This window comes from Chryseobacterium gambrini, from assembly GCF_900156825.1.
Classification (GTDB): Bacteria; Bacteroidota; Bacteroidia; order Flavobacteriales; family Weeksellaceae; genus Chryseobacterium; species Chryseobacterium gambrini.
In genome coordinates this window covers 114,930-135,019 of sequence record NZ_FTOV01000005.1, presented here as the reverse complement: position 1 = coordinate 135,019, position 20,090 = coordinate 114,930, and the positions used below count along the sequence as shown (strand labels likewise).

The following is a 20,090-nucleotide window of genomic DNA, read 5'->3' as shown; positions in this document are numbered from 1 at the left end:
GAAAAATAACAATAAATTTAAACCTTTGCTCGCTTTGTTAAGTGAATAGTTTATGCTGAGCTTGTCGAAGTACCTTTGCGAACTTAAAAACAGCTAGTAGTTAAAAGAAACTTTGCGGGCTTTGTGTTAAAAAAAACAAAAGTTTTCATCAAAAAAGAAAAATAACATAAAAACAAATGACTCAAAATATAGAAAAATTAAACACCGTTCTTAACCACGTTAAAGAAACCTTTGTCGGAAAAAACGATGTCGTCGATTTATTGGGAATCTGTCTTCTGGCAAGAGAAAACGCCTTTTTGTACGGACCTCCCGGAACCGCAAAATCTGCCATTGTAAGAACGTTGGCAAAAACCGTAAAAGACGGAAAAAACTTCGAATATTTATTAACCCGTTTCACCGAGCCGAACGAAATTTTCGGCCCTTTTGATATTAGAAAATTAAAAGAAGGAGAATTATTAACCAACACCGAAGGAATGATGCCCGAAGCATCCATGGTTTTTCTGGATGAGATTTTCAATGCCAATTCAGCCATTCTGAATTCCCTTTTGATGGCTTTAAATGAAAAGATTTTTAAAAGAGGAAAAGAAACCAAACATCTTCCTGCACTCATGTTCGTGGGAGCGAGTAACGTTCTTCCCGAAGACGAAGCATTGAACGCGTTGTTCGACCGTTTTCTCATCAGAATTAATGTAGATTATGTACATCCCGATCTTCTTCACCAGGTGCTTTTAGCCGGAAGAAAACTGGAAAATAATATCGAAACAGAAACTCCCGAAATTCTTTCCTACGAAATAAAAGAACTTCAGGATTTGTGTAAAACAGTAGATCTAAGACCCATTTACGAAGTCTATTTAAACACCATCATCAGTCTCCGAAATACAGGAATTGCCATTTCCGACCGTAGAGCCGTAAAATTGCAGAACCTTATCGCCGCAAGTGCTTTAATTTGTGGCAGAAACGAAGCGATTTTATCAGATTTATGGGTGCTGAAACATATTTGGGATACCGAAGAACAGATTGAAATTCTTGAAGGCATCATCAACAGAACCATTGAAAAAGATGACCATCCGAAGTCTCATCCACAGGCGTTGCAAAACAAAACGCCGAATCCGGAAGAAGTGATGAAAGACGTAAAAATCTTAGTCGAAAAATGGAATCAGGGATCTTTGAGTTTTGAAGAGCAGAATGTCATTAAAGATAAACTAAGATACCTTCAGACGCGATGCGAATGGATCAGAAACCCTGAGCAGAAACAGTACATTCAACAGGAAATTGAAAGTCTATGGCAAAAGATTCTTCAAACAGTTTAAAAGAATTCTGGGCAGAAATTCCGCGTGCAGAGGAAGATGTTCTGGGCTCCATCCGTGACTGGAAAAATGTTCAGATCGCTTTGGAGGAAGATGTGATATGGCTGAAAGGTTTCACCGATGAACAGGCGGTTTCTTCTGAAATTCAACAGTTGCCGAATTTCCTGCTGTACGAATTAAGAGACGGACTTTTATTCCGGAAAGACGCTTTGGTTCCGAGCAAAAAAATGAGAACGGCTTTACTGTGGACTCCCATTGATAAAGCTTTGCGCTTAACTTTTCCTTCATTCAATAATAATTTTTTCGGAATTGACGGAAAAATTGAAATTAAACTGAAACCAAGCGAAGAAGAGCATCCTGCAACAGCATTGTTATGCTCAATGAAAGAAATCAGGGAAACCTTAATCACACTGCCGAAATTTAAATTGGAGAAAATCGACTGGATGGTGATTAATGACAATGCTTTGTTTATAGGAAGTCCTTTATTAAGTTTTCCGGGAAAAACATTTTGGTCAAAAGGCGGACATCTTTTACCGACAGGGTACGATTTTGAATTTAAAAACATGAGCTCTTTATTACAGAGAAAATATAACGCAGGTCGTGATCAGTGGCTTTTATGGAACGAAAACGGAAATGTTCTGTACCTAAATAAAGAAGATTTCCGCAAATTATCCGTAAGCTCTTTCCGACTGACCGAAAAATCACAGGAATGGATATAATTGCATATTTCCAATCATATATCAATTATTTCTGGGAATGGACAACTGATGAAGATGTTCCGGACGACACCCGATATAATGAAAACAACCTTATTTCGATCCCGAATGTAGGCGCAATTGCGTACAGACCTTACGTAATGGAAATTCTTAAGGAACTTAAAGAACAGGGTCTTCCGCCTTTCGGTTCTTTATTGCTTGTTTTGTATGCGCTTCATGATGGCTACTTAAATTTAGACGGCGTTTTTTATTATCTGAACAGACAGAAAGATAATTTTGCGGAAAATGAATCCGATGTAGATCTTGCCATTAAATTTTTAGAAAATCTGAGCAGTATCGGAAGTTCTTTAAAGCGGGGACAGAATAAAATCATTCTTTTACAGACCATTTTTAAAGACAGTCACAATCGGGTTTCCTCGGTAAATTCAGGGTTAATCTTAAAAATATTTGAAACTAAGCCTCACATCATCGGCGAAGCTGCTGTTAAAAAGCCTCTGACTTCCATTGCGGTTAACAGAGATATTAAAACTTTAGCGCTTCTTCAGAATAAATTTCCGACTAGAAAATCCATCATCAATGCCATGAAAGGTTTCACAGATATTTCGGAATTGGAAGATGAAGTGGTGGAAGAAGAAACCACCGTTGAAACCGATAAAGATTTTATTCAGGAACTCATTGAAGAGCCGAAAACGTTTCAGGTCGGAAGTTTAATTAAAAGGATCTGGAGCGGTCTGAAAATCCCGATGCGTCATCTTTCGCCCGGAGAACAGCCGATTGGAGGAATCTCGGATATGACGAATAAAGGCGAACTTCACAGAATGCTTTTGTCTGAATTTGCCAATGAAGATGACATTTTCATGAACCGTGTAGCAAACAATGAAGCGTTGTTTATCCAAAGAGAAATTCCGCCCGAAGAAAATATTTTTGAAAGAATTATTTTAATCGATACTTCCCTGAAAAACTGGGGAACTCCGAAAGTTTTGGCATTTGCATCGGCAATTGCGGTCATCAAACATCCGAAAGCACTTTCCGAATGCAAAGTTTTTGCATTGGGACAAAATATCATCCCGATGTCTCTGGATAAAGTGGATGAAGTGGTGGAAAATCTCAATCATGTAAGTCCGGTTCTGGAAGTTTCAGGAGCACTTGAAAAGTTTTTTAATGAAGAACATAAAGAAAAAGATCTGGAAGTTTTTTTCATCACGAATCAGGAAAATTTAAGCCATCAAAATCTTCAGAAAATCATTCACGAAAACAGAGACCGCCTGAAATTTTTGGTGACGACTTCTGCAAACGGTGAACTTAACTTTTACAAATATCATAAAGGAACAAGAAAACATATCCAGAAAATTATGCTTCCACTACAGGAATTGTGGGCAAATCCGCCGGAACGAAGACAGAGAAGGGAAAGTAAATTTTCAGGAAACGGCAAAAAAGCAAATGTTCCGTTCAATTATCCGATTTTGTTTCCTGCGCCAATCAATAAAATCGCAACCTTTCTGTATGAAGGGGAATTTTTTATTTTAAGCAATAAAAAACAGTTGCTGAGAACCTATCTTTCAGACAATTATTACAACCGCAATTATTATGACACGTATAAAACGCATCATGGCTGCGAAATTTTAATTGATGATATTTCTGTAAAGCCAAAAGGTCAGTTTGCGTTGGCAAAAAATAAGCAGGGAGACTTTATTTTATGCCAGTATCAACCCGATAAAAAACTGATTTCCAAATTGAATTTAAATACTAAAGAATATTCTGAACTGAATTTGACAGGAAAAAATATCCCTGTTAAAATTGAACTTATTTACTTTAGTAAAAGTTTTTATCTGTATCTGGATAATATTCCTTACAGCAATAAAATTACCATAGATGGAAATGTTAGTTTTGAAGAGGTATTTGTGAATGAGAAAGAAATTTATAAAAATAATTTAAGAGTTGGATCTGAACTTAACAAATTAATCCACAGTGGATTAAAAATTCTGAATAATTTCCACAATATCGGAATCAATACAGAAAAAAAGCTCGTTATTTCAAATAATGAACTGAATACATTACATAACGAAGATTCCATCACGTTTTACAGAAATAATTATCCGCTGGAAATCTGTGCGGAGCAGAATAAAAACAAATTTACCTTTTCAGACGGAAGCGAAATTATCACGGACAATCGCGGAATGCTGACTTTTAAGAGCAGCAACAAAAATATCCCCGAATTTTATATTCCTTCCACAGAATATGGAAATCTGGCGTTGGCAACCAACACGGAATTCGGAGGCTCAGAATATTATCTTCCGCAGAATACACTTTTGAAAGTGCGAACGATGAAAGAAATGTATGTTGAATATATGGAACGGTTTATAGATCAAATTTGGGAATATGGAACTTAGAATTAAACCCTTTCCGAAAAATAACTACCCCAAAAAAGGACTTTTAATCAAAGGTTCTTCACCGCTTGTATGGCTTCATGAAATGGAAATATTAGGAATAGATTTGCATGATGTTCAGTCGTTCCCGATTCCTTCCACAGAGCCGAATATTTTATACGGATGTTTTTTGGTGTTTAAAAATCTGGCTCCGAACGAAATTGGCAGAAATTCTTACTTTCAATGCGTCGACAATAGATTTTTTATTCTGGAAAACACGGTCTTTTATCCAAAAGTGAATCCTGAAGAGTGGCAGAATATAGATGCGGAATATCTCATCATGCATCCTGAATTTGGTCTGGTTAAATTAAATGAAGAAATCGACTGGATTTCCATTATTCAGAATCCGGAAATCTCGGAAGATAAAGTAAGAAAACCCTCGAAAGGAGTACAGATTCCTCAGAAAATCGAAAGTTTTACCGTTGAAATGGACGATGAAAAAGTTCTGGAATCTCTCGAAAAACCGCAAACCGAAGAAGAGTGGATGAAAAATCTGCCGTTTGACATGAAAAAGGTAATGGCGGGAAATAAAAAGGAAATCGAAAAATATCTAAAATATATCGAAAAATATCCGGACAGAGCAGTAGAGCTTGGCGTTCCGTTGGATATTATGGGAACTTCGAGAGGAGATGGTTTCGGGATTTTTAAATTTAAAAATTCATGGCTCGAAAAACTATTTGGTAAAAAAGAGGAAGACAATTTGGATGGAAAATCTTCCGGTAGAAATTACCGTTGGATATTCTGGGTTGTCCTTTTAATGATCGGCTTAGCCAGGGTTTTTATGAACCTTAATAAAGATGGAGATAAAGAATCTCAATCCATTTCTTCAGGTAAAGTCCAGACTCCGGATAAAACAATGATGGCTCCCGTAGTGGCGTACAAATCAGGAGTTACCGATATTGATATGAAGATCGACTCCATGTACGGAAAAAAGCGGAGAGAACTGATGAAAGAACATATGAGTGCCTCTCTAAGCATGAGCAAACCGGGTGAAAAAAGTTATCAGGAATATCTTAACAATGGAGGAAGACCGCTTAATAAAATTCAGAATGATATTTTTAAGCTGAATAACAAAACAGATGCGGCAACCGATTCATTAAAAAGAGTGTATCGAAAGAAAATTGTAAAATATCTGGCTCAGAATGAAGGAAAAATCAGAGAAAAAATTAAAGATTCCATTCAAAAATCAGGTTCAGGGAAACCTGCTGATGAAGGAGTTGTAAAAACCATTATGAAAAAGAAAGCCATTTTGGTGGAAGATTCATTGGGAAGGCTGTACGGAACGAAAGAACTTCCACAGACTCCGCCTGCTATTTCGACATTGAACGCTGAAAAAAGTAATCCGGAAGAAAAAAGCACCTCTTTTACAGAAATTTTCTGGCTGATTGTTGCGATGACAGGAGCAGTAGGACTGTATTCTTTCTTCGTCAAAAGAAAATCACTGAATGTAGGCGGTGATAATGTTCCGGCGGGAACCAAGATTTTCCTAATGATTATTCTGATGGCGATGTTGGCGTATATTTTCTATCCGCTGATCGAAATGTTCGGGTACAACTGGTTTGTATGGATTCTTATTATCGGCATTGTATTGCTTCTTTACCGTCTTTTCAGCGAAGATGAAACCATTTTAAAATCTGATAAGGATGAATAGACAGAAATTTACAGACAAATTTATGGCGGCATTTTTCATTCTCGCCATCATCAAAATAATCGGAATTCTGGCGCAGCTTTTCCATCAGAGTTTTTGGAGTGTGGTGGGAACTTTGGTGATTTTTGCCATTGTTGCGTTCATCATTTTTGTGGTACTCATGCAGTTGGAAAAAAAGGAAAAAGAAAACAACTCTTCGGGAAAAGGCAGAAACGGAGGGGGAAATTTTTATCTGGAAGCATCCCTTTTCGATAAGATCAGGAATAAATACGAAGAACTGGCCCAAAAATACATCAGCGAAAAAGATTATAAAAGAGCGGCAAAAGTATACATGAACTTGATGAAAGATTACTATCGCGGAGCAAAAACACTGGAAGACGGAGGTTTATACAATGAAGCCGCAGTAATTTATCTTAAAAAACTGAAGAATAAATCGGAAGCCGCAAACTGCTACGAAAAAGCAAAGCAGTATAAAAAAGCAATCGATTTGTACAAAGAACTCGAACAGAAAGAAAAAGTAGGCGATCTCTACAGGAAAATGAATGATGCCAAAAATGCCAATATCTATTATCAGATGGTGGTGGACGATTATGTAAACAACAGTCAGATGGTAAAAGGTTCTTTAATTTACCGTAAAAAAATGGAATTGCCCGAAGAAGCACAGAAAATTCTGTTGAAAGGCTGGGAAGAAGACCGTGATGCCTTCAACTGTCTCAATAATTATTTTGCCAATATTTTTGATGTGAAAAAACTCGATCAGCAAATTCAGGAACTTTATCAGAAAACGCCTTCGGAGAAGAAGATTACCTATCTTGAAGCCATGAAGCATGAATTTAAAAAAGATCCGAAACTTCAATCGACCACAAGAAATATCGCCTACGAAATCATCGCCGAAAAAGTAGCAACCCGCTCAGAAATCGTCAATGAACTGAAGTATTTCAATCCGGATGATGAAGTGATTTTGAAAGATATTTCCAGATATAAGACGGGAAGGAACAGGATATTCAGGAATTGATGATTCGTCATTGCGAGGAGCAAGGCGACGAAGCAATCTCAAAGTAAAATGATATAATATAAGATTGCTTCACTTTCAGTTCGCAATGACAAAATAAAAAACTTTTAAGAAAAAGATTTATCTTTGCAACCATAAAATAATGACAATACAAAGAGCACATATCAGTTTAAATCTATGCGATCGCCCTGTAATAAAGGGATCGTTTGGGTATGAATGGATGATATCTTATGAGGCGAAATGTGCTTGCTTTGAAAATTATTTACTGTAAAACCGTAAAAATTTTATCAAAATACTGCAAAAACGCCTCGATTACCGAGGCGTTTTTTGTGTTTTTAGAGCAGAAATTATTTAGAATGAAAAAAAATAACCATAAAAATGAAAATTATTTAATAACAAATGAACAATTAATAAGAAAATAGAGCGTGATCAGTAACCCGATGAGAGACAGTCATTTAGGTATTTGAGACATCTGCAAAGTATTGCGGACGGAAATTCTCTATTCTGAAATTAGCTAATAATTAATTGATTTTCAAATACTTAAATGAAAAATAAATTTGCGAGTTAAAAAAAATCATATTTACTTTGCAACCGAAAATTGAAAGCAACAGGTTTTCAAGCATTTCAAAAAAAATTTTTAAAACAACAAGAATAAAATGAAACAATTACATAACATATCTAATTTATATTCAAGACAATGCGGTACAGAACCGATGGGGCAAAGATATGCTTGTGTTATTCTTCTTGATAGTGAATTTGTGGGAAAAAGGTGCTTATAAATGGGTCAGCTAATGAACTGACACGTCCAGAAATATAAAGCGCCTCCCGAAAAGAGGCGCTTTTTTTATGGTATATGGTTTCTCTAGCTTATTTGGTAAAGCGTCGGTTTGTGGCACCGAAGAACAGGGTTCGATCCCCGGAGATACCCCAAAAATGTGAATAGTCAATAGTGAATTTTATTTCAAGTGAATTCAAAATTGACAAGCAAAGCAAATTGACAATTCACAAAATATAAAAACAATCTCATAGCTCAATTGGTTGGAGCATCGACCTGATACGTCGAAGGTTGAAGGTTCGAGTCCTTCTGGGATTACAAAAAGTGAATGGTCAATAGTGAATTTTATTTCATAAGTGAATTCAAAATTGACAAGCAAAGCAAATTGCCAATTGATCATTGACCATTTACAATACTAAGGTTCCGTAGCTCAATTGGATAGAGCATGGGTTTTCTAAACCCAGGGTTACAGGTTCGAATCCTGTCGGAATCACAAAAGGAGAGTAGGCAAATACTGGTTTTTTGCGGCTTACTGCTAATGAGTTCTACGACAGTAGTGAAGGTTCGATTCCTTTGCTCTCCGCAAAAGGTCTATTGAGGTAATGGTTAACCTTCCCGACTGTCTCTCGGGCACTGCGAGTTCGATTCTCGCATAGACCGCAAAGATTCACGGAAAATTTCGGCTCCGGCTGTCTCCCGGAAAAGAAAATGAAAGTGAATCTGCAAAACTGGAAAGATAACGGTGGTTGTTTACCCGCCTTGGACGCGGGAGGTCGCAGGTTCGAACCCTGCTTTCCAGACAGTTTGCTCCATTAGCATAGAGGTTAGTGCATTCGGCTTTCTACCGAACGACAAGGGTTCGATTCCCTTATGGAGTGCAAAAAAGTGAATAGTCAATAGTGAATTTTACTTCGTAAGTGAATTTAAAAATTAACAAGCAAAGCGAATTGACAATTGGCTATTCACCAAATTAAAAACGATTTCGTAGCTCAATGGGTTAGAGTATCGGTTTCATAAGCCGAAGGTTGAAGGTTCGAGTCCTTCCGAAATTACAGAAAAGTGAATGGTAAATGGTGAATTTTACTTCGTAAGTGAATTTAAAAATTGACAAGCAAAGCAAATTGACAATTGACTATTCACCAAATTAAAAACGATTTTGTAGCTCAATGGGTTAGAGTATCGGTTTCATAAGCCGAAGGTTGAAGGTTCGAGTCCTTCCGAAATTACAGAAAAGTGAATGGTCAATGGTAAATTTTACTTCGTAAGTGAATTTAAAAATTGACAAGCAAAGCAGACTGACAATTGATTATTCACCAAATTAAAAACGATTTCGTAGCTCAATGGGTTAGAGTATCGGTTTCATAAGCCGAAGGTTGAAGGTTCGAGTCCTTCCGAAATTACAGAAAAGTGAATGGTAAATAGTGAATTTTACTTCGTAAGTGAATTTAAAAATTGACAAGCAAAGCAAATTGACAATTGGCTATTCACAATTCACACTAAGTTAATTGTTTCAAAGAGAAAAAGAAAAGGCTTGTCGAGAGAAGAAGATCTTTAGCCAAAAAAACACGATATAATATAGACAGGCTTTTTCTTAACTCATTTTGAAGCGGGATAATGAAAGTTTTAAACATAATATAAATTTTAGATCAGATAAAGTTTGTCAAAGCGCAGAAGTTCTTACATCAAACAAAAATTAAGACAGGCTTTATTTTTTTGATTAGAATTTAGAGATGTGATATCATCTAAAAACGATCAACCAGCAACGAACAAATAGTTGCAAAAACGATGGTTCGCCGAAGCGGAAGAGTCGGGGCGGTCTGCAAAACCGTTGCGTAAGCTGAGTGGGTTTGAAATGTGAAACATTCGTGAATTCAGATAAAAAAGAATAAAAAGGTTATGAACAATCCCATAACCATCTCAAATAACTAAAATGAGATTAGTTCCGAAGAAAGAAAAAAGTTTGTCGAGCGCAGAAGTTCTTACATCAAACTAAAAATTAAGACAGGCTTTGTTTTTCTTCAAAAATTAAAGATTAAAAAGTTAGTTGGAAAATATTACTCATTACCAATTACTTATTACTCATGAAAAAAGGGAAGTACGCCGAAGTTGGAGAGTCGGGGCAGACTGTAAATCTGTTGCTTCATTGCTGAGTAGGTTCGAATCCTGCTACTTCCACCACACCGCTGATAATGTAATGGCAGCATGCAGGAAATGTACTCTTGTTGTTCAGGTTCGACTCCTGGTCAGATGGTCAAAGAAAAGTGAATGGTAAATAGTCAATTGTCAATTTAAAAAAAATGACTGCAAAGAAATTGACGATTAACAATTCATAACAAAAATGCTCTATTCGTCTAACGGTTCAGGACGCCTGCCTTTCGAGCAGAAAACAAGGGTTCGATTCCCTTATAGAGTACAGGAAAGTGAAAAGGTGAATGGTGAATTTTGCTCCTCAAGTGAATTTTAAGAATTGACTACGAAGTAAATTGACGATTGACAATTCACAAAGAAATAGGTTAAATGGAAAGAGAAAGGTCTGTCGAGCGCAGAAGATCTTTAAAAAAACATTACAGGCATAGTTTATAAATATAGACAGGCTTTTCTCGAACCTAAAAATATAAGTAATAAGTAATGAGCAATGAATAATTATTGAAGGTTAATACGAATTATAAATTTATAGAAGATAATTTTTATTACTGATTATCAATTACTCATTACTAATGAAATCCGCGGGAATGGTGGAAATGGTAGACACACTTGATTTAGGCTCAAGGTTTTGGGGGTTCGAATCCCTCTTCCCGTACAGAATATAAGTAATCGGTAATAAGCAACGGGTAATAAATTGCAGGCAAAAAATATTACTGATTACCAATTACTCATTACCTATAAAATTGGAAGAGTGGTGTAGCAGGTCTGCACGTTAGTCTGAAAAACTAAAGGTACAGGTTCGATTCCTGTCTGTTCCACGAGATATAAGTAATAAGTAATGTGCAATAAGTAATGAATTATGCGCAAAAAAATTACTAATTACCTATTACTCATTACTTATAAAACTGATTCATAGTGTAATTGGTCAGCACACAAGACTTTGACTCTTGTTGTTCAGGTTCGAGTCCTGATGAATCAACAAAAACTACTCCGATAGTGTAATGGCAGCATCTCAGTCTCCAAAACTGATGGTATTGGTTCGAATCCGATTCGGAGTGCAGGAATGTTAATGGTCAATGGTCAATTTGCTTCGCAAGTGAATTTTAAATTGACAATACAGTGAATTGACAATTGACGTAATTATTAAAATTTAAACAAAACAAAAAACATGTAGAAAAAATGGAAACGCAACAACAAGTATGGCAGAACATGACAGGAAAAATTTTCCAAAACTCTATCATACAGCTGGTAGAAGAAGCCATCATCCGCGAACAGGCAAATGGACACCGACTGAAGGTTTGTGTAGGTTCAGACTCCCATGTATACGGGGATGCCATTAATTATGCTACGGCAGTAGTATTTATTCGTGAGGGAAAAGGAGCGTTTACCTTTATCAGAAAAGAAAGAGAAATACAGACTATCAGTATCAAAGAACGTATGCTGAACGAGGTGAACAAATCCGTAGAAATTGCTTACGCTATTTGCGCTGTTCTGGATGCTTATGGAGTGGAAATGGAGGTACACGCAGACATTAACACCGATCCGGATTTCAAATCCAATGTTGCCTTAAGAGACGCAATGGGATATATTCTTGGAATGGGATATGTGTTTAAAGCAAAACCTTACGCCTTCGCAAGTTCCAGTTGTGCTGATATGATGGTGTGATAAAATAGCTGGAAGTGGGATGATGGGATACGGAAGTTTAAAACGCTTCGATTACCTCCCTCATCCAGCTTCTAGCCTCCATCCAAAAAAAATAAAATAATGAAAACAATTTTAATCATCAACGGAGAAAAATACTGGCAGGATTACTTTGCAGGATTTGATGTGGTTCAGAAGAAAGTTCAGACCTCAGAATTTATCGTAAAAAATGCTGAACTGTATGCCATTGATGAGAATGGAGTCTGCAAACCGGATGTTATTTTTTGGAGATTGGGAGCGATCAATCCTGAAGCAAAACACAGAAACATTTTGGAATTGATTGAATATTCAGGAATCCCATGCGTGAATTCAGCTTCAACATTATTAATAGGTTACGAAAGATTATCCATGTTAAACAGATTGAAAAAGCTTGGATTGCCTGTGATTGATTTTAATGTCGCAACCAATACAACTCAATTGAAAAATCTGGAAATGCAGTTTCCTTTCGTGGTTAAAGTTGGAAATCATCATGGTGGATATGGAAAAAGTCTGGTTTCAACCGAAGAACAATGGGAAGAACTGAAAGATTTACTCTTTATTCATAAGGATTATGTGACGACAGAGAAATTTATTGATTATCAATATGACATTCGTTATCTGGCTGTCAATGATAAAGTCTGGGCGATGAAAAGAAAAGGCAAATATTGGAAAGCCAATTCTTTAACTCAGGAATATCAACTCATCGAGCCCGAAAAAGAATGGATAGAAAAAGTAAAACTGTTACAGGAAAACATCAAAGCAGATATTGTGGCGATTGATGTTCTGGAAACAGAAAACGGAGAAAAAATAATTGTAGAATACAACGATATTCCCGGACTTTCAGGATTTCCTGAAGATGCAAAACTGGAATTGGCGGGTATTGTAAAAAGCAAATAAAAGAACCCTAAAAACAAATAACCATGTATTTTATAGTTCAGGCTAATGTATATTTAGATCCCGATCATTACAGGATTTTTGATGCTTTGGAAGAATTAAATATTGATTACAGCGTAATTAATATTCCTCCAACCGCACAAAAAATTGACTTCGAAACAGACAGAAAAGATGTTTTCGTATACGGTTCGGTGACGATTGCAAGATTGGCAAAGCAAAATACAGATTGGTTTCCAGGTTCTTTTTACGGAGGTAATCATTTGTATGAAGTGTATTCCAAATATTATGGTGAAAACCTTTTGAATAACAAAGTTTCCGTTCATAAAATTTCGGAAGAATTGATTTGGAAAAAAGATGAACTCAAATTCATCAAACCTTACAATGAAGCGAAAATTTTTACAGGAAAAGTCTTCAACGAAACGGAATGGAAAGATTTTGCTTTTGAAGCATTGCAAAATCAAAACAACAGAATTACAGAAGATTCTTTGGTTCAGATTTCTGAAGCAAAACGAACAATAAAAGAAGCAAGACTTTGGATTGTTGGCGGACAGATTATCGATGCCGGATATTATAAATTCAATGATAATGCTCCTTTTGAGGAAAAAGTTTCAGAAGACGGATTGAATTTCGCCAATAAAATGATCCGGCTTTTCAATCTGGAAAAAGCTTTTGTAATGGATATTTGCTTCACAGATGAAGGATGGAAGATTGTTGAAATCAACTGCATCAACAGTTCAGGATTTTATCCGAATACAAACGTGAAAAGTATTATCAAAGCTTTGAATATTTACTTTTCAAATTAAAATTAAAGCGATGGAACTAACAAAAAGATTATTATTTCTGGACGATATAAGATATCCAATCGAGGCATATCATTATACAAAACAGGATATTTTCCTCATAAAAGACTGGCATATCGTTCGGAATTACGAACAGTTTGTCAACAGGATTTTGGAAAAAGGACTTCCGGAAATGATCTCTTTTGACCACGACCTTGCCGATGAACATTATTTGAAACCCGATTCTCAGGAATTTGTGGAAAAAACAGGCTACGATTGTGCAAAATGGCTGGTAGAATATTGTATGGATAACTATTTGGATTTACCACAGTTCTATTGCCACTCCATGAATCCTGTTGGAAAGCAAAATATTGAAAGCCTTTTAAAAAACTTTAAAAAATGGTAACGGATATTTTTAGATTGATAGAAGACATAAAAACACATTTGAAATTCAGTTTTGATGAGGTTGACAAGTGGTTTGATAAAGACAATAAAACGTTGAATTTTCAGCCATCAAATGGAGGTTGGACGGTTCAGCAGATTTTGGAACACATTTATCTCACGAACTTTTATCTGTTGATACTCATTGAAAAAGGATCGAAAAAAGCAATGCGGAATTATCTGCATCTTGATTTAAATCTTGAAATAAAAAATTACAGTTTCGATAAAGAAAAGTTTGAAAAAGTAGGCAAGTATGGATCTTTTGAATGGATAAGACCAGAGCATATGGAGCCGAAAGGAGAATTAAATTTAACTGAAATAAGAAATTTAATTACTCAGCAATATCATCAATGTTCAAGTTATTTAGACTTGATGAAAAACGGTGAAGGTCTCCTCTGCAAAACAACAATGACAGTAAATGAACTGGGGAAAATCAATGTGTACGAATACATTTATTTCCTGTCGCTTCACGCCCAAAGACACGTTACCCAGATGAGGAATAACGAATTAGAAATAAGTTAAACTACAAATGAAAATCTATGATTTTCTCTTATGTGTACTTAATGTTTTCAAAGTGTTAAGCTTTAAAAACTTAAGTGTCCTAAAGTGTTAAATCTTTTGTCTCTTTTGTGGTTAAAATAAATTAAAAACTTAAAAAAATGATTTTCAAAACATATAACTCTATAGAAAATGCTTACCAAAACCGCGTGATCGATCAGATCAGGATTCAGGGTTTTTGGGATGAGATTTTCATCGTGCAGGAGAAGGTTCACGGAGCTAATTTCTCTTTCTTTACCGACGGAAAGGAAATTAAAATCGGCAAAAGAACCGCTTTTATCGAAAAGGATGAAAAATTCTTCAACGCACATCAGATTTTAGAACGTTACAGAAAAAACGTCATCGAAGTATTCGAAAAAGTGAAAAATATTCATCCGTATGTTGAAACGGTCATAATCTACGGTGAATTGTTCGGTGGCGGTTACAAACACAAAGAAGTGGAACCTGTAAAAGATGCGGTAAAAGTGCAGAAAGGTGTTGAATATGCACCTAACAACGAATTTTACGCATTCGACATCAAGCTGAACGGAACTACTTATCTGGATACCGATGTGGTGAATGAAATTTTCGAAGAAACCGGATTTTTCTATGCAAAAATTCTTTATCAGGGAACTTTGGAAGATGCTTTGAAGTTTCCGAATGTTTTCGATTCTAAAATTCCGGGCTGGCTTGGACTTCCTGAAATCGAGAACAATATGTGTGAAGGAACTATTATTAAAACTTTGAAAACCAGATATTTTGGCAACGGCTCAAGAGTCATTTTGAAAAATAAAAATGAAAAATGGATCGAGAAATCTAAAGTGGTAAGAAAACAGGAAAAAACCGTTCAAAAGCAAATCAGCTTTAGCGAAAAAGCTCAGAATATCTGGGAAGAAATCCAAAAATATGCAACTGCAAACAGGCTAAACAACGTGGTCAGCAAAATTGGCGAATTTGAACCCAAAATGGTTGGTAAAGTCATTGGTCTTTTTGCTCAGGATATTTTAGAAGATTTTGAAAAAGATTTCCCGAAAGTTTTCACCACCATAGAAAAAGAAGAACAGAAAAGAATCAATAAAAAACTGAATTCTTTGGTCATTGATGTGATAAAAGAAGAGTTAATGACTCTAAAAGTGTAGTTTCGGTAATATATTTACCGGAACTTTTTATGTGTTAAATTGAGCTATAAAAGTTAAAATATTTTATTATTAAACGCACTCCTTGTCATTCCGTAGGAATCTAGGCAAAGTTTGTAGAAATAATAAAAAATTATACACTTAGATTCCTACGGAATGACAAACTGAGTGTAAAGCTTTATAGTTGATAAAATTTAAAAAAATGTTACAGGCAGAAATAAAAAGTCTATTAAAAGAAGACATCAGTATATTAATAAAAGTCCCGAATTCAGCAAATCATTATTTGTGTGATTGCGGTGAAGCGAGTTTACTGACGGTAAAAGAAGTACAGTCGGTTTCAGCGATATTCATCAGTCATACTCACATTGATCACTTTTCCAATTTCGACGGAATTTTCAGACATCAGATTGGAAGTGGCGAGAAAATCGTGATTTGCGGACCGAAAAATATTCACCGGCAGATTGAAGCAAGGTTAAAATCCTACACTTGGAATTTAATTGATGAAAATGCGATTGAATATGAGATTAGAGAAATCATTTCTAAAGAAGAAATTAATGTCTATAAAATTCGTCCCCCACATTGGAATCTGGAATTGATAGAAACTCAGAATTTCCTTTTTGAAGACGAATATGTAAATGTTGATTTTGCAATTTTGGATCACAAAACAGATTCCATCGCCTATTTATTCAGGGAAAAAGATTCGGTGACTTTTAATGAAAACGGTTTAGAATTCAAAAAAGGAAAATGGATCAGCGAATTGAAGAAAGCCTTTGAAAACAACGATTCCGACAAAGAAATTGAAATCGAAGGAACGGTTTATAAAGCCTCCGATTTATTTCACTTTCTGACTCGAAACAAAGGATATAAATTAGGCGTAATCATGGATCACGCGGTCTGCGAAGATAATTATGAAAAGATAAAAACAGTTTTCAGGGAAGCGGATATGGTGTATATCGAAACATTCTACAAAGATGAAGATCAGGAATTTGCGAAGATCAACTATCACAGTTTTGCTTCTGCATCGGGAAAAATCATGAAAGAATGTGAAGTGAAAGAAACCATTCCGATTCACTTTTCAAGAAGATATGTCGAAAGCGATCAACTGGAAATTGAAACCGCTTTTTATAAAGCATTTCAGGGAAATTAATTAAAACTATTTATTCAATTAAAATTTAAAAAACTAAAAATAATCATGCAAAATAAATTACCTTTTCATTTCGATATGGAAACGGCTGATCCTGATGATTCGATGACGTTGGCTGTTTTGGCAACGCATCCCAAGGTTCATCTCGCAAGCGTATCCATACATCCGGGAGGAAAAGATCAGATAGGATTTGTAAAACGTGTTCTGCAAATTCTGGATAGGGAAGATGTCCGCGTCGGCGCAGGAACTCCAAAATCTTCGGCGAGCCGTGTTTCGGGGTTTTACCAAGACTGGATCGGAAAATTTGAGGAATCAGAAGCGGATGATACGGCAGCAAACATTATGGCTGAAACACTTCATCAATTTCCAGATTGTACTTTACTGACGGGAGCAGCACTTACAAATCCGCATTCATTGTGGGAAACCGGAGTTTTCTTTGATCGCTGGTTTTGTCAGGGCGGTTTTGCAGGCGATAATATTGTCCCAAAAGAACATCGACTGGAAAAATTTGACGGAAAGCTTACCTGTGCGACATTCAATCTGAACGGAAATCCGTTGGCTGCTGAAAAGCTGCTTTCAATACCAATGACTGAGAGACGGATGATCAGTAAAAATGTTTGTCATGCTGCTGTTTTTACAAAGAAAGATGCCGAAATCCTGATCCCGTTTCGAAATGAAAGCAAAGGATTGAAGCTGTTTCTTAAAGCAGTGGAACTCAAAGAAAAGGCACTTCATGATACTGTGGCAGCTTTATTGGCGATAGACCCGTCAAAAGCAGTCTGGGCAGAAGTAATTCCTTACAGACAACGTGGTGAATGGGGCTCCCGTGAAGTAAAAGAAAGCTCCGGACACAACTCATCATTGATTACAACTCATATTCCGGATTTCAAAGATCTGTGGATGGTGATGAAACCTTAACGAATTAAATATTTATTAAACTAAAATTACAAAATTTATGCATTAAGTTGTCATTCTGACACAGCCTGAAGGGATGCGAACGAAGTTCAGAGAATCTCACATAAAGATTTTAGAGATTCTTCACTCCACTTCGTTCCGTTCAGAATGACAGAGGAAATAGTGAAATATTGTAGTTAAAAAACAAACAATTAAAAAAATGAAACCCAATATATTTTTTACAGCAGACCATCATTTTGGTCATGAAAACATTATAAAATTCTCCGAAAGACCTTTTGAGTCTTTGGAACAGATGAACGAAGAACTCATCAAAAGATGGAACGGGAAAATAGGTAAAGATGATACCGTTTATCATTTAGGGGATGTAAGTTTAGGCAAACCGGATTTTACAAAAGAAATTCTGGATCGGTTAAACGGAAACATTCATTTGATAAAAGGAAATCATGAAGGTGCAGCGTTAACTTATCCAAAACGATTTGCTTCCATCAGAGATTATCACGAACTGAAAATTGATGAGTCTGAAAACAGCAACGGCAAACAGAAAATCATCCTCTTTCATTACGCCATGAGAACATGGAACGGTTCGCACCGCGGCGTTTGGCAGCTCTACGGACATTCGCACGGAACATTGCCCGACGATGAAATGGCTCTGAGTTTCGATGTAGGAGTAGATTGCCATAATTTTTATCCGGTTTCTTACGAAGAAGTAAAGGAAATCATGAAAAGGAAAAAGTGGACACCGCCGTTTGCACCGAGAAATTAAGTTAAAAAGATATGTAAAATACCTTAAATATGGTATAGGACATAGGCCGCATTAAAAGTATTTTTGCTGCCTTAACTTTTTACATTTGTTTTGTATAAGCAGTATACAAATCATAAAAACAAACGATGAAAAAAAAATTATCATGTGTACTTATTTTCACACTACAAACTTTTTTAGCACAAATTATTTCTAAAGATCCTGCATTTGCTTCAAACGGGATTTACAATATTCCGGTTGGAAGCTCTTATTTAGGGGAGTTAACAGAAACATCCAATGCGGTATTTTACGAATCCTTTAATTCCAATACAAATCAAATAATAATTTCTAAAAATACAAGTTACAATGGTTCTTTAGATTTGTCTTTTGGAACTAATGGCAAAGTTACATTTAATAATTATGCACAAGGCTCTCTTGTAGGATTTATAAGACATACCAATGATAAGTTGACTTTACTGCTCAATCGATATGATTCTACCAGCAATACTAATTATTTGGATGTTATTCGATTACTCTCAAACGGACAGCCGGACATCTCTTTTGCAAATGGTGGAATAAAAGTATTAACCAATTTCTTTCAAAACAATTTCGACTTAAAAAGGAATCTTATAGAACAAGGAAATAAAATTCTTGTTTCTGGAGTTGGTGTGGATCCTGTTACCGGATTTTTTGACTATAATACGCATACATTCAGATTAAACTCTGATGGTACATTAGACAACAGCTTTGCAAATAATGGGGAATTGTTATCTTATGGACTTCCTAATATACTTTTAGATAATCAGTCCAATATTATTGTTATGGGTAATTATACAATAAAAAAATATACTCCTGATGGGCAACCTTTGACGGGTTTTGGGAACAATGGAGAGGTTTTGTTTAATGATAATTTTAACATTGTAAAAATAGATTCCAGTAACAGAATCATATATGCAAAAATTGCCTCAACAAATCCTGCTGAAATAGGAAGAATTAATTCTGACGGGACACAAGATACTACATTCAGTTATAATGGGACTCTTGGTCTTGAGTTCTGGGATATTTTTGAAAGAAATGGCTATTATTATATTGGAGGTTTTGCTGATTTTAATAATTCACCTGCTTATTATATCACTAAACTTAATCAGAATGGAACTGTTGATCCTGTATTTGGAGAATATATAGAAAGTGATCCTAATTTACTATATCATTATGTTAATGCAATAAAAGTTTTTGATAATAGTATAATTGTCAGAGGAGATGGTTCTACAACTGAAATTGTTAAATATCTTTTAAATGGTAATGCTACATTATTTACAGCAGAAAACGCAAAAAATAATAGTGAAATTACTTTTGAAAACCCTGTAAAACAAAATTTAGTGTATCGGTCAAAGCAGAAAATCTTCAAAATAGATATATATTCTGTTGATGGTAAACTGTTAAAAACAATAAAGGAAAATAATTCCGATGTTTCTGAGCTTTTGAAAGGAGTTTATTTTGCGAAAACAACTTTTGAAAGTGGAAAAGTTTCTACACAAAAATTTATTAAGAATTAGAACTTTAAGTTGAAATTTTGACTTTTGATATAAAGGATCTGTCTAATTTTTAGAACAGATCCTTTTTTATGCGACAGAAAAACTAATTAATTTTTTACTACGTAAATAGAATGCGCACTGACTTTTTTACCTTTGCACAACTTTAGCAGTTAAAACAATTCTTCTTCAGGGTATTTCTTCCCGCTTCTCCTCCCATATTAGAAACCAAATGCAGATGAATGAAAAATGAATAGAATAAAA

General features: G+C 35.5%; 15 protein-coding genes and 16 tRNA genes. All 31 read left to right on the top strand.

Going from position 1 to position 20,090, the window contains the following annotated elements; genetic code table 11:
- The first annotated feature begins 176 nt into the window (after nucleotides 1-176).
- The 31 genes from BW951_RS11335 to BW951_RS11190 all read left to right on the top strand — a co-directional run bounded on the left by BW951_RS11335 (nucleotide 177) and on the right by BW951_RS11190 (nucleotide 19,850).
- On the top strand, nucleotides 177-1,310 hold the full coding sequence (locus tag BW951_RS11335; protein ID WP_076392842.1) for an AAA family ATPase: 1,134 nt from the start codon (nucleotides 177-179) through the stop codon (nucleotides 1,308-1,310).
- Entirely contained in the window at nucleotides 1,283-2,026 is a 744-nt protein-coding gene (locus BW951_RS11330) for a hypothetical protein (RefSeq protein ID WP_076392840.1), read from the top strand. Before BW951_RS11335 ends, BW951_RS11330 begins: the two co-directional genes overlap by 28 nt.
- Nucleotides 2,017-4,413, top strand: coding sequence for a hypothetical protein (locus BW951_RS11325; protein ID WP_076392838.1), 2,397 nt, complete (start codon nucleotides 2,017-2,019; stop codon nucleotides 4,411-4,413). The genes BW951_RS11330 and BW951_RS11325 overlap by 10 nt, the downstream gene beginning before the upstream one ends.
- Nucleotides 4,403-6,100 carry a hypothetical protein gene (locus tag BW951_RS11320; protein WP_076392836.1) on the top strand — a complete coding sequence of 566 codons (1,698 nt, stop codon included), beginning with the start codon at nucleotides 4,403-4,405 and terminating at the stop codon, nucleotides 6,098-6,100. Before BW951_RS11325 ends, BW951_RS11320 begins: the two co-directional genes overlap by 11 nt.
- Nucleotides 6,093-7,112: a tetratricopeptide repeat protein gene (locus BW951_RS11315; RefSeq protein WP_076392834.1), complete on the top strand. Its 1,020-nt coding sequence runs from the start codon at nucleotides 6,093-6,095 to the stop codon at nucleotides 7,110-7,112. Before BW951_RS11320 ends, BW951_RS11315 begins: the two co-directional genes overlap by 8 nt.
- A gap of 853 nt (nucleotides 7,113-7,965) precedes the next feature.
- A tRNA-His gene (locus BW951_RS11305) sits at nucleotides 7,966-8,039 on the top strand.
- Nucleotides 8,040-8,128: 89 nt separating this feature from the next.
- A tRNA-Ile gene (locus tag BW951_RS11300) sits at nucleotides 8,129-8,202 on the top strand.
- 101 nt (nucleotides 8,203-8,303) lie between these two features.
- A tRNA-Arg gene (locus tag BW951_RS11295) sits at nucleotides 8,304-8,377 on the top strand.
- 5 nt (nucleotides 8,378-8,382) lie between these two features.
- Nucleotides 8,383-8,467 (top strand) — tRNA-Ser (locus BW951_RS22750).
- Nucleotides 8,468-8,472: 5 nt separating this feature from the next.
- Nucleotides 8,473-8,544 (top strand) — tRNA-Asp (locus BW951_RS22745).
- 68 nt (nucleotides 8,545-8,612) lie between these two features.
- Nucleotides 8,613-8,684, top strand: a tRNA-Pro gene (locus tag BW951_RS11290).
- Between the two features lie 6 nt (nucleotides 8,685-8,690).
- Nucleotides 8,691-8,762: transfer RNA gene (locus BW951_RS11285), tRNA-Glu, on the top strand.
- Between the two features lie 100 nt (nucleotides 8,763-8,862).
- A tRNA-Met gene (locus tag BW951_RS11280) sits at nucleotides 8,863-8,936 on the top strand.
- Between the two features lie 100 nt (nucleotides 8,937-9,036).
- Nucleotides 9,037-9,110 (top strand) — tRNA-Met (locus BW951_RS11275).
- Nucleotides 9,111-9,210: 100 nt separating this feature from the next.
- A tRNA-Met gene (locus BW951_RS11270) sits at nucleotides 9,211-9,284 on the top strand.
- A 691-nt stretch (nucleotides 9,285-9,975) separates the two neighbouring features.
- Nucleotides 9,976-10,062, top strand: a tRNA-Tyr gene (locus BW951_RS11265).
- A gap of 162 nt (nucleotides 10,063-10,224) precedes the next feature.
- Nucleotides 10,225-10,297, top strand: a tRNA-Glu gene (locus BW951_RS11260).
- 313 nt (nucleotides 10,298-10,610) lie between these two features.
- Nucleotides 10,611-10,684: transfer RNA gene (locus BW951_RS11255), tRNA-Leu, on the top strand.
- Between the two features lie 90 nt (nucleotides 10,685-10,774).
- Nucleotides 10,775-10,847, top strand: a tRNA-Phe gene (locus tag BW951_RS11250).
- Nucleotides 10,848-10,935: 88 nt separating this feature from the next.
- A tRNA-Gln gene (locus BW951_RS11245) sits at nucleotides 10,936-11,008 on the top strand.
- An 8-nt stretch (nucleotides 11,009-11,016) separates the two neighbouring features.
- A tRNA-Trp gene (locus tag BW951_RS11240) sits at nucleotides 11,017-11,087 on the top strand.
- A gap of 121 nt (nucleotides 11,088-11,208) precedes the next feature.
- Nucleotides 11,209-11,694, top strand: a complete 486-nt coding sequence (locus BW951_RS11235; RefSeq protein ID WP_076392831.1) for a ribonuclease H-like YkuK family protein — start codon at nucleotides 11,209-11,211, stop codon at nucleotides 11,692-11,694.
- A gap of 99 nt (nucleotides 11,695-11,793) precedes the next feature.
- A complete protein-coding gene (locus tag BW951_RS11230) occupies nucleotides 11,794-12,606 on the top strand; it encodes an ATP-grasp domain-containing protein (RefSeq protein WP_076392829.1) in 813 nt (270 codons plus the stop codon).
- 23 nt (nucleotides 12,607-12,629) lie between these two features.
- The gene (locus BW951_RS11225) at nucleotides 12,630-13,406 is read left to right on the top strand and encodes an ATP-grasp domain-containing protein (protein WP_076392827.1); all 777 of its coding nucleotides are present in this window, start codon (nucleotides 12,630-12,632) and stop codon (nucleotides 13,404-13,406) included.
- Between the two features lie 10 nt (nucleotides 13,407-13,416).
- Complete coding sequence (locus tag BW951_RS11220; protein ID WP_084196419.1) at nucleotides 13,417-13,788, top strand: cyclic-phosphate processing receiver domain-containing protein; 372 nt, start codon at nucleotides 13,417-13,419, stop codon at nucleotides 13,786-13,788.
- Nucleotides 13,782-14,345: a DinB family protein gene (locus BW951_RS11215; RefSeq protein ID WP_084196418.1), complete on the top strand. Its 564-nt coding sequence runs from the start codon at nucleotides 13,782-13,784 to the stop codon at nucleotides 14,343-14,345. Before BW951_RS11220 ends, BW951_RS11215 begins: the two co-directional genes overlap by 7 nt.
- A 137-nt stretch (nucleotides 14,346-14,482) precedes the next feature.
- Complete coding sequence (locus tag BW951_RS11210) at nucleotides 14,483-15,499, top strand: RNA ligase, Rnl2 family (protein ID WP_076392825.1); 1,017 nt, start codon at nucleotides 14,483-14,485, stop codon at nucleotides 15,497-15,499.
- A gap of 199 nt (nucleotides 15,500-15,698) precedes the next feature.
- A complete protein-coding gene (locus BW951_RS11205) occupies nucleotides 15,699-16,643 on the top strand; it encodes an MBL fold metallo-hydrolase (protein ID WP_076392823.1) in 945 nt (314 codons plus the stop codon).
- A 45-nt stretch (nucleotides 16,644-16,688) separates the two neighbouring features.
- Nucleotides 16,689-17,558, top strand: coding sequence for a nucleoside hydrolase (locus BW951_RS11200; protein ID WP_076392821.1), 870 nt, complete (start codon nucleotides 16,689-16,691; stop codon nucleotides 17,556-17,558).
- Nucleotides 17,559-17,754: 196 nt separating this feature from the next.
- Nucleotides 17,755-18,318, top strand: coding sequence for a metallophosphoesterase (locus tag BW951_RS11195; protein WP_076392820.1), 564 nt, complete (start codon nucleotides 17,755-17,757; stop codon nucleotides 18,316-18,318).
- A gap of 125 nt (nucleotides 18,319-18,443) precedes the next feature.
- Nucleotides 18,444-19,850, top strand: coding sequence for a T9SS type A sorting domain-containing protein (locus tag BW951_RS11190; RefSeq protein WP_076392814.1), 1,407 nt, complete (start codon nucleotides 18,444-18,446; stop codon nucleotides 19,848-19,850).
- The last annotated feature ends 240 nt before the right edge of the window (nucleotides 19,851-20,090 follow it).